We start from the raw sequence: 11085 nt of genomic DNA, 5'->3' as shown, positions 1-11085 counted from the left end.
AGATTTCGTTTACAGCCGAATGAGATACGAACGAGCCGATATCATACGAGACGATTGGATGTTGACCTCGCGGTTTAATGGCCAAGTTTCTTCAGAGAGATTGCTGTTCAGCGAGACGCTCGGTTTGGGTGGATTCGACACCATACGTGGCACCGACAGCCGAGCCTACAATGCGGACCACGGCTGGATCGCCAATTTCGAATTCGGTCCCAAAACCTATCGGTGCGGCACCCTTCAAGAGCCCCAAACACTGCGAGCTTACGGCTTTGTCGACATGGGCAATGGTTACGTCGACCAACCTCAACCGGGCGAAGACGCCTACACGTTTGCCTTGTCGACCGGCGTTGGTCTGCGGTATCAGATGAGCGATCGATTAATCGCGCGATTCGATTACGGTTTCGGAATCGAAGACATCGACGCAGCCGAACGAAGCGACCGAGCCCACCTAGGCCTTACCTGGATCCCAGGCCGACGATTGTAAAAAGCAACGATCGCGGAGGTCGACGGAGCTTCCTGCAACACCAGCTTTCGCAGCAACTTTGCTGCGTTGCGGTTCACGAAGAGTGTTCGAGAAGCGACGTTCCTCCACTGACTCTACTTGCGTTGCAATCGGATGACGGTGTCGATTTTGGATTCTTTGGCGGCAATGGAATCCACAACTCTTTGCAGCAGCAGCAGGCTCGGCTCGTCCTCGGGGAAAGCGGCAACGAGGTCGATCAATTCCGCCGCTGCCTGGGTGCTGCGTCCCTGGCAGTACGCGTTGAGAGCTTGTTCGTATCGGTCACGCATTTCGACCCAGCCAATATTGGGGTCGCTGGAGAGTTGGTGAATGAGGAGATGAGACGTTACCCCGACCGGCTGTACTTCGGCGATTCGCCGGAACTGCAGATTGGTATAAACGTTCCCTGCGGTCCTCAGTGGGTTTCCCATCACAGACTCCTGCGTCGATCCGCTCACGAGAGTCGTCACACCGAACTGTTTGGTCATGCCTTGAATCCGGCTGGCAATGTTGACGGTATTGCCGAGCGGTCCGTACTTAAATTTGATGGATGAGCCCGTGTTGCCAACCTGAGCCATTCCGGTATTGATTCCGATCCCGATTCCGAAGCGTTCCGGGGTAACCTGTTTCCATCGTTCGCGAATCGTTTCGATCTGACTGACCATCGCGAGCGCGGCACAACAAGCCCTCGCCGCATGATCAGATTGCACGTCGGGCGCCCCCCACATTGCCATCAGCTCATCACCGATGTAATCGACGAGGACCCCATCGGTATCGAGCACGCATTGGGAAAGCGTCGTGAACACATCATTGATCCACTGGATTGTTTTGCGTGGCCCTATTCGTTCGCTGATTAAGCTGAAACCGCGGATATCGCAAAACAGCACGGTAACTTCGGCGTCACGTCCTTCGAGCAGGTTTTCATTTTTCTGAAGTCGACTGAGCACTTCCGGCGAGAAGAACTGGTTCATCGACGATCGCAGTTCCTGTTCACGGCGTCGACCTTGTTCTTCACGTTCGCGGAGGATCCCCGCCGAAACCGCTCCGGCCATCACTTCCAAGAGTGCCGCTTCCAAATCACCGATGGGTACATCGTTCGAATCACTCGCTAATTTCCGGTCGCCATAAAGGACCCCGATGATGTTTCGTTCCGCGTCCAACAATGGCGAAGCAACCGCCCGGTCTAGCAACAACAGCGACGAGCCAGCTGTGTGCAGATAGCTTTTTGGCTCAAACACCACCGTCTGTCGATCACGCAACAGCCGCGCCAAAATTTGGGTACTCCCCACGGGCAGATCCATCGCAAGGTCTTCTTGGTCTTCCTGCATCCATGAAGAGTCTTGCTGCCGCGAATAGGAGGAAACCACGCGCCATGTCGATTCATCTCGCAGGATCACATACGCGTTGTCGAGCAAGATCATTTGCGCAGCACTCTTTGCCGCCGTCTCCAGGAACTCATCCGACCCCGCTGACTTCTGAACGACCTCGAGTGCCTTGTTGACCAACCCCACAATCATTTTGCCACGATCAACGCTCTGTTCGTCTTGCAAAAACGCGTTCAAGCTCGCCGGCTCTTCTGCAGCCTCCGACTCATCAAACGAACACTGCATGGTGCGCAACGTATCATCGTTGTCATCAGGATCCGGCATCGCCGCGATCACAGATGTCGGGACATCAAAAGACAGCGTGAACCCGCTCGGCAGCTCGAGCATCACCGATTGCATGCAGGCGAATTTTTCGCCGGGCACAAACGGCCGCGGCGGCGTGCCAATTTCAAAGGTGAGGTTGCGATGGATATTCCGAATGCGGATGCCTCCCGGCTCGGATTCGACCAGCAACGCTTCACGAGGGACCGACAGGACATCCGACGGCGTGATCGCAACGCGATACCGACCTCCCAGGTCCTGGACGGCATACACGCTCGTGTCATCTTCTCGCTGCCGCCCCAATTCCACAGGCAGCGGAAGTTTCCCTGCAAATACTTCTCTCCCATCACGGAATACAGCGAATCGAAAATGGTTCAAAGGTGGATGTCCGAGAAATGAAAATGAGCGGACTCCAGGCGTCCGAAGCCGCTTCTTTCGTGCTCCAACCTGGAATCCAGTGTCCACTGAGAGAGAACGCAGCAATCAGCGGCTGAATGTATTGGCCGTTCCGTTTGCCCATGCGTGGAGGCGGACGTCCCTGCCTACCGTTTCTAGCGTCCGGTATCAGATTGCCTCTTCGAGATTCAGGAACGTTTACGCCCCGCTGAATTTACCAAACTGCGCGAAATACCTGGTTGCGGCCAACTCTCATCCCAACTTTACTGGGGGACGCAAAAACCCTCAACGGGCCCCCCCGCCATTGCATTTTACTCGGCCTTTTTGGTCGCTTTTCTGGAATCTAATATGAGTCGTCAAAAACGCCTTCCATCTCGCCCGAGATCTGCACGAAGCAGGAAATCATCGAGGCGATTGCGTTTGGAATCGTTGGAGTCACGTCGGTTACTCGCCAGTGATGTCATTGTCGGCTCGATTGGGAATGCATTTAGCTATACCAGGGCCGAAGATTTTCCGTCCAACACGGTCACGTACAGTCCCAACATCGCCGGAACGAGTGGTCCTGGATTCGCGGAGATTTCCACATTCGATTTGGAATCGGATCTTAGTTCCGGATTCAACGTGATCGTGGAAACAGAGGAACTCGGATCTACCGATAGCGGGAACATCTCGTACTCAGGGGATATCGACGTCGCGAATGACGCCGGCCTGTTTCTTCAGTTTAATGCCGACAACAGTTTGATACTGTCATCCGGTTCGATCTCGTCGCCTATTGGCAGTTTTGATGTCACCTTCAATGCTGGCCTGACGCCCACCGCAAATAGTGGGATACTCATCGCTGACATCTCGATCGATGCCAACGGCGGCACTATCTCGCTCAATTCACCTGCGGGGCAGATCACGACGCCAGGAACCGGAGACATCGGCTCAGCGAGCTTCACCGCCCAGACGCTCGCCATCGATGGCGAACTGTCCGTTGGAGGAGATGACACACCGGGCACGTTGGCAATCGATGCGAACCTGACGTTCTCTGACACCTCCTCATTCAACGTCGATATCTTTGACACCACTCCGGGAATCGATTTTGATCAAATCGCCGTAACGGGGACAGTGACGCTCAATGGAGCAACGCTAGTCACTTCCGCTTCATTGGCGACCAACGTGGGGCAAACAATCGAGATCATTTCCAACGATGGTATCGATGCCGTCTCGGGAACCTTCGCAGGCCTGCCTGAAGGAAGCACGGTCGACGTTGGCGGTCTCCCGTTTTCCATCAGTTACACCGGGGGTGACGGAAACGATGTGACACTAACAGAGATTGCAGACAACATCATCGCGGGAACCGATTCGGATGACTCGATTCTTGTGTCTCTCGACTCGCTACAATCGCCACCTCGAGTCGAAGTATTTATCAACTCTGTTCTCATGCGGTCGTATATTCAGGGCAGCATCAACGAACTGACGATCAATGCCCTCGGCGGCAGCGATAGACTGACCGTTGACTTGTCAGGGGGAGATCCCATTCCGGTCAATGGACTCATCTTCAATGGAGGCGGGGGAATCGGAGACAGCGATGAGCTGTCCCTCACCGGTGGATCAACGAGCATGATTACCCACACGTTCCTAAATCCAAATGACGGATCGGTCGACATCGACGGTGCGTTGGTCAGCTACACCGGATTAGAACCCATCGCTGATAATCTCGACGCATCCGATCGGATCTTCAATTTCCAGGGGGGCAGCGAAACCATCAGCCTCTCCAATGCCCAGAACGTCGACGGGGCAAACCTGATCGATTCGACCTTAGGAGAATCTGTTGTATTCACCAACCCGTCACGTTCACTGACAATTAACAGCGGCAGTGGAGACGATGTAATCGACATCACAACTCTTGACCCCGGCTACCAAGCGTCATTGATCGTCGACGGTGGCGACGGATTAAGTGACTCCTTGACCATAAATGGGGTCGACATCGACACAAATCAACAAGGCCGTGGGTTGGAACTGCGTGAACTCGAATCGATCGCAATCACCCAAGCGGTCATTCACGACAATACAGCGAACCTCTCAGGCGGCCTCGGCGGTGGGATCTACATCGAAAACTCAACGAGTGGTGTGACCACGTCGGCAATCATCGACAGTGTCGAGATCTCCAACAACACCGCAAGTCTCGGTGGCGGTGTCTACGCTTCGGATGTGAGCCTTACGATCCAAGACTCTGACTTGATCGTTTCAAACACTTCGAGTTTTGAAGGAGGGGGCATTTACTCCGACGGAGGCTCTCTAGCAATTTCGTCATCGATCATTAGCAGCAACGTTGCCGGTGAGAGCGGCGGAGGTGTGTATGTCGATGGAGGCGCACTTACGATTACGTCGACGACCGTGTCAGGCAATCAGGCGCTCGGCTCAGACAGTGGTGGCGGTGGTGTGTACTTGCTTGGTTCCGGGATAACGAGCCCGGTTTTCTCGATCATCGATACGTACTTTGGATCGAACCAAGCAAACTCAGGTGGTGGCGGATTGGAAATCGTCGACAACCCTGGTTCGATATCAGGTGGACTCTATGAACTGAACACGGTTACTGGAGGCATACTCAACAACGAGGGTGGCGGTGGGATCGTGACCGTCGCCACTGATCCGGCGAACTTACCGGCAATTGGCATTTCGGGTGTTACGATTCGAGAAAACTCGGCACCGAGTGGTGGCGGATTGGCAGCGGTCAATCCAAACCTGACCTTAGATTCCGTACTCATCGAGAATAACTCCACGATCTCGACCGCGGTACCGTTCCCGACGGCGGGTGCAGGCGGAGGCATCGCTGCGATCGGCAACTCAGTGAACGGTTCAATCACGATCACGAACTCATCGATTCAAAATAACACCGCCGTAGGCGACGCCGGAGGAATTGGTGTTGCCGACGTTGATCTGTCGTTAACAGACACCACCGTCACCGGAAACGGTTCGTCCGTGCCAGTGGGTGGGCGTGCCGGCGGCATCGGTATTCAAGGAGTCCAACGAACGCCAGTGCTGACAGCAAACCGAGTCACTATCGACAACAACGTCGCGACCCAGGACGGTGGTGGCGTGGGGTTGATCGAAGCGGGATTGGACTTCACCAACGTCACGATCAGCGACAACGAATCTCTCACCGGTACGGGCGGAGGATTGCTCTACAACACGACCGATCCAGGCGCGACTCGCCGTATCGCGTTCTCGACTTTCGCTAGCAACACCGACCCAACTTTCCCGTCCAACATCACTGCCACGGGGGCTTCCATCGATCTGTTCGCGACGCTGTTTGCCGATGGAGTGGGGGTTTTCGATCCAACGTTCTCATTCAACTCGCTTGGATACAACACGAATAACTCGTCTCCTCCAGGACTCGACGATCCAACGGACATTCTGATGTTCGACACTCCCCTGTTGCCACTGGCCGACAACGGAGGAACCGTTCAAACGCGTTCAACGTCGTCGAAAATCCCTCAGGTGCACGACCGGGTCGACAGTTTCTCAACCATAATCGACGCCCGAGGCGTTTCTCGCTCGAGCAGCCTCGACCAGAACGCGGACGTGGGCGCCCACGAGTTTGTTTCCATCGCGATAACGAACGCGCAGTCGCAATTCGACATTTCGGCTGACGAAGGTGACGGTCAGCTGACGGTGTTCGTCCAGCCTGACCGTGCCATACCGGAACCAGTCACTATCGGTGCGAATCTTGTTTCCGGTGGCAGCAACCCGGCGAACATTCCCGGGGACCTATCCGCAAACTCGGCATCATTCTCGTTTGCTGCCGGAGACGTATTGGGCCAAAGTTATGACATTTCGATCGTCGACGATAGTGACATCGAACCGACGGAAACCTTTTCGGTAACCGCCTCGACTACCTCACCGTTCTTCGACGCATCGACGGTGCAAGCCATCGGCAACCTCGTTGACAACGACGTGTTAGCGTCCGTTCTCGACCTTACGCTCCAAAAAGTAGCAGATCGTTCGTCCGCTGTGCCTGGTGCGGATCGCGTTGTCTACACCATCACTGTAGGGCACGACAGCGACAGCAACACCGACGCGTCTTTGGTCAGCGTCAGTGATACGTTGCCTGCGGGAATGAGCCTGGTTTCACTAGACGCGCCCGGTGCGACCACGTCCGATTTCGATGATTCAACCGGATTGGCTTTTGTTACCTACTCATCGATCCCGGTCGGACAAATCCGAACTATCTCGATCACCGCCGATGTCTCTGCAGCGACCATTGGCACACTTACTAATTCAGCTACGGTTTCGGTGTCGGGCGGATCGGATATCGATACCACCAACAATACCGACAGTACGACCGTTACGTTGACACCTCAAGCGGACCTTGCAGTCAGCAAAACGGTCGATGCCGTCGCTGCGGTCCCCGGACAACTGCTGACGTACACGATCTTTGTTCAGAACAACGGCCCATCGAACGCTACCGACGTGACCGTTGATGACGTGCTGCCATCGGACGTCACCTTTGTGAGCGGTTCTGGACCGAATGGGCCGTTGTCCGAAGACAGCCAAATCGTGGTGGGCAATCTGACCGGACTGGTTCCAGCAGGCGTTGCTCAGTTTGTCATCACGGCCACGGTCAATGCTGGTGCCATTGGCTCCCTGACAAATACCGCCACTGTGTCGTCGAGCACCACCGACACTAATTTATTCAACAACAGTGACACCGTCACAACGACGATCACTCAAGCAGGCGTCGTGCTCACCGGACACGTCTACTGCGATGCCAACGGAAATGGGACGGAAGACCTAGATGAAGCAGCGGTAGGTGCACGTGTCTTTATCGATGCGAACAACAACGGTCTCTATGATTCCAACGAAACGTTTGTCACTACCAACACCAGTGGTGACTACACGTTTGATACCCTGCCTAGCGGAAATCAAACCGTGACCCTGATCGTACCGGACTCTTCCTGTTTAGCCGTGCCGGAAACATTCCCGAACATCGAAACCGGCGTGGAGTTAGGCCAGGTGATTCGTGATGCGTTTGCTTATGACATCAACGATGACGGACTCGATGAATATTTGACCGTCGCAGAGAACAGTCAAGATCTAACGATCGTGTCGTCTTTCGACTTGTCCATGCCGTTAGTTTCGATTCCGCTCGGTAATCGGCCTCAAGCGGTCCACGCGTGGGGTTATTTCCAAAGTAGTACGTCGAGCAAAATTAGCACAATCGCAGTCGCCGCCTATGGCGTCGGCCAGACCACCGCGGACAACGGTTTGTTAAAGACAAATCCGGGTGCGGTTTACACGTTCGATACTAACGGAAATCAAGATCAATTCACTGCGGGGGAAGGGCCGATCGATGTGATCGTCGACGACTTCAACGGCGACAACCTTGCAGACGTCCTTGTCGCATCCTACCTCAGCAACAGTTTCCATTTGAAGTTCGGCGGATCCTCAACCGTGAGCACAATCGGGAGTGCCGACGGTGCCCTCCTCGTCAACTCGGGAGACTTCGACGGCGACGGCCACCGTGACATCGTCATGGGCGGGTACGGGTTTGGGGCAAGCAGTTTCGGAAGCCTGCAAGTTCGGCTCAATCAGGGCGATGGAAGCTTCTCGAGCCCGATGAACGTTCCGTTGTCATCACGGCTAATTAATACCGCGGTGGCGGACGTCGATTATCTCGCCAATTCCTCTGGCGATGAACTGGTTGTACTCGGCACAAACGGCTTGGTCACGACCTACTCAATCAGTGCCGACGGAATCACCGAGCGGAGTTCGCTCCAATTGGAGGCAGGCACCAGCAAGATCGCTGCCGGCTATATCAACGGAGACGAGCAAATCGATTTGGCTGTCGTTCGCAATCTACCTCGCACGTCCTCGTCAGGTAGCATCGGCCCGGCAGCCGGCACGATTGACTTGCTTCTCAACGATGGAGATGGGAATTTCTTCCTGGCGAAATCGACCAGCGAGGTCACCAATCCCGCCGCGGTCGCATTTGCGTCGGTTGACAGTTATGTTCAGAGCGATCTCGTCGTTGCCGAACAGTCAAACGATCAATCCGGAGGAACTACCACATTCCTTCGCCTCGGATTGGATCAAAAGACCGTCACCGTTAACGCGAACGTCACCGCAGTCGCTGACTTCAATCCGTCCTCGGATGTCAACAACCTTGATGTCAACCAAGACTCACGAGTTACTTTGGTCGACGCGTTGCAAATCATCAACGAGATCAACGCCAATGACGCGGGGTTGGCAGAACCGTTGCAGGCAACGTCGATCGAAAGCGATTCATCATCAACATCGCAAACCACAGTCCAGTTGCCATCGAGAAAAGACGTCAATCGCGACGGAAAAGTGACAGCCCTGGACGCATTGATGGTAATCAATCACGTGATTCTCAGCGAACAATCGGAGTCCGCGTCTGAACCATTACCTGTTTCCGCAATGGTAAACAGCGATGACGATCGACACACCGACGTCGTTGACGAATTGATGCTCGAACCGAACCAACTGTTCTAGCGGATGTAGTTCACTTGAACGATCGCCTCATAGTCAAATTGCTCGTCGAGCCCATCACGCAGTGGCACTGACATGGCGGGTGTCACGATCAATCCGTTGTTGAACACAAAGTGTGAACCGAACGTGGCGTTCACGATGTCAAACTGATCCTTCAGATTCGTGTACGTGAAGTTCGGGGCACTGACAGTATCGCTGCCTTCGAGCGTGCTGGTGTAGTGAAGCTCGGCGTTTGCCAAAATCGAGTTGAGGCGTGCTTGCTGGTCTCGGTTCCGGTACACCCCGCGACTAGCGGCGAAGTCGAGGTGCATCAACGTTGAATCACGAAAATCACCAGCGTAGTTCAAATTGCCCGCATTCGGATTCGACAAATTGGTGTTCACGTATACCGGGTCACCACCGGCTGCGACGTCGAGCTGCATGTAGGCCTGAAATGCCCAGTCTGAATTGGGACGACACAACAATCCGGTAAACGGTTGGATCTGAACCGACTCATTGTGAATTTGAATGATATCGTGACCACGCATGGTGAAACGCGTGTCGTCGGCAGTCGGCGTGCCAATCCCCAACCCACCGGACCAAAGCAGTCGTTCCGTCCGCAACAAAGCAAACTTGGAAATCAAAGTAAAATTGCCGATCTCCATGTCGCGATCTTCTGGCTGATCGAGGTTCTGATAGCTGGCGTACGTCGCCGCGATCGGCAACCGTAACTCGATCGAAACCAGATCATCGACCAACACTTTCTCGAGACCAACGACAAAACGACTAATGTCCCCGAGTCCACCATACGTGTCGTTGAAGAAACTGTAGTTGACGAACCCTCGATCACGAACCTCAGGGCTGAAGTTCTCAGATATCTTCACGCGACGAACCGAAACACCGGGACTGGGCGCGGGACGGACCGCCCCTTCCGATCCGCCAATAACCTGTTGGTATTCATATTCAATGAACCACTGGTCGCCATTGCCCAAGTCGGTGTAGTCGGCGGTACTCGCTGTTTGAGTTGCGTTGGTTTCGGTGTAGGTCGCCGTTCCTCCTTGAAAGAGGAATCCGGAACTCGGCGCCAGATCGGCATCCGTCGGTGGAATCGGTTCGACAATGCTAAACTGATTGGTAAACGCGCTTCCACCAATCGATTGCCCTGTTCCCGACGCCGCGAGCACGTCCGGATTGAAGCCGCCACCTCCGAGCCGGTCGAACGTTGGCAGAGCCCCCCGCGTCCCTGTCGCGTGAAACGAGTAGGCTTGCGTGATCGTTGCGTTGATTTGCGCCAGTCCGCCACCTTGGAAGTCACCGATGATCGTTGGTGCAGAACTAAACGAACTCTGCGTGCTCGCAAACGAGGATGACAAGTCCGATGCACTGATGTTGTTGAAATCAGTGTTGTTGGCGGCCGGGGCATCCACGGGGGCTGCGTTGGCAAAAGGGTCCGGCGTCTGTTGTGCGGCATCATCCTGCTGAGAAAACGATTCCGGCGAACTCGATGGTGGCTGCGATTCCTGTGGTGGAACCGACGATGCATCCGGCGACGATGGAGAATCCGTGTCCAGACGAAAATAATCATCGGTCGTCTGACCAGGCGTAGATTCAGGCGGCATCAATGGAATCGGCGCGACGCCCTCAATCGGTCTCGGTGATGGCACCAACGACGGAGGTGGAGGGCAATTCGGATCGCCATTCCAAACATGAGGGTTCAGACGCGTCGAATCACCGGGAACGCACGGGACACCATCGGGCGAAGACACAACAACCGGCGGCGGACAGTCGCCAACCCAGTGCGCATCTCCCGCCACGACGCCAGAAGGAAACGACGGAGCGGCCACCATCGCGGCGACAAGGACCGCACGGCGAGAAAGCCTCATTCCCTTCTTACCACGCACCGGTTTACTTGTAGTCACAGTCCACCCTCGATAAAGCGTCACACTTGCCGCTGCGGCTGAGATACAACAGCGTTGTGACGTTAATATCGACACCCCCCGTTTTAGAGGAGCAATCAAAACAACCCGGAAAACCGGTCAACTTTGCCAATCCACCACTTTATTCGAA

At 54.9% G+C, this 11085-nt stretch carries 4 protein-coding genes; 2 read left to right on the top strand and 2 right to left on the bottom strand.

All coding sequences use genetic code 11. The annotated features are described in order from the left end of the window. A partial coding sequence (locus RSSM_RS12315; protein WP_236621110.1) for a ShlB/FhaC/HecB family hemolysin secretion/activation protein occupies positions 1 to 481 on the top strand: 481 nt, incomplete at its 5' end. A 113-nt stretch (positions 482 to 594) separates the two neighbouring features. Here the strand turns inward: RSSM_RS12315 and RSSM_RS12310 are convergent. Next, positions 595 to 2523 carry an adenylate/guanylate cyclase domain-containing protein gene (locus tag RSSM_RS12310; RefSeq protein ID WP_063709058.1) on the bottom strand — a complete coding sequence of 643 codons (1929 nt, stop codon included), beginning with the start codon at positions 2521 to 2523 and terminating at the stop codon, positions 595 to 597. 432 nt (positions 2524 to 2955) lie between these two features. Between RSSM_RS12310 and RSSM_RS12305 the strand changes: the two genes are divergently transcribed. Then, entirely contained in the window at positions 2956 to 9042 is a 6087-nt protein-coding gene (locus RSSM_RS12305; protein WP_008678808.1) for a dockerin type I domain-containing protein, read from the top strand. Here the strand turns inward: RSSM_RS12305 and RSSM_RS12300 are convergent. After that, entirely contained in the window at positions 9039 to 10937 is a 1899-nt protein-coding gene (locus tag RSSM_RS12300) for a hypothetical protein (protein WP_201767197.1), read from the bottom strand. The genes RSSM_RS12305 and RSSM_RS12300 overlap by 4 nt on opposite strands. Positions 10938 to 11085: the final 148 nt, after the last annotated feature.

Source organism: Aporhodopirellula sallentina SM41 (assembly GCF_000346505.1).
GTDB classification, from domain to species: domain Bacteria; phylum Planctomycetota; class Planctomycetia; order Pirellulales; family Pirellulaceae; genus Rhodopirellula; species Rhodopirellula sallentina.
Note: the sequence above shows the minus strand (reverse complement) of the source record. Positions and strands in the feature narration are given on the sequence as shown.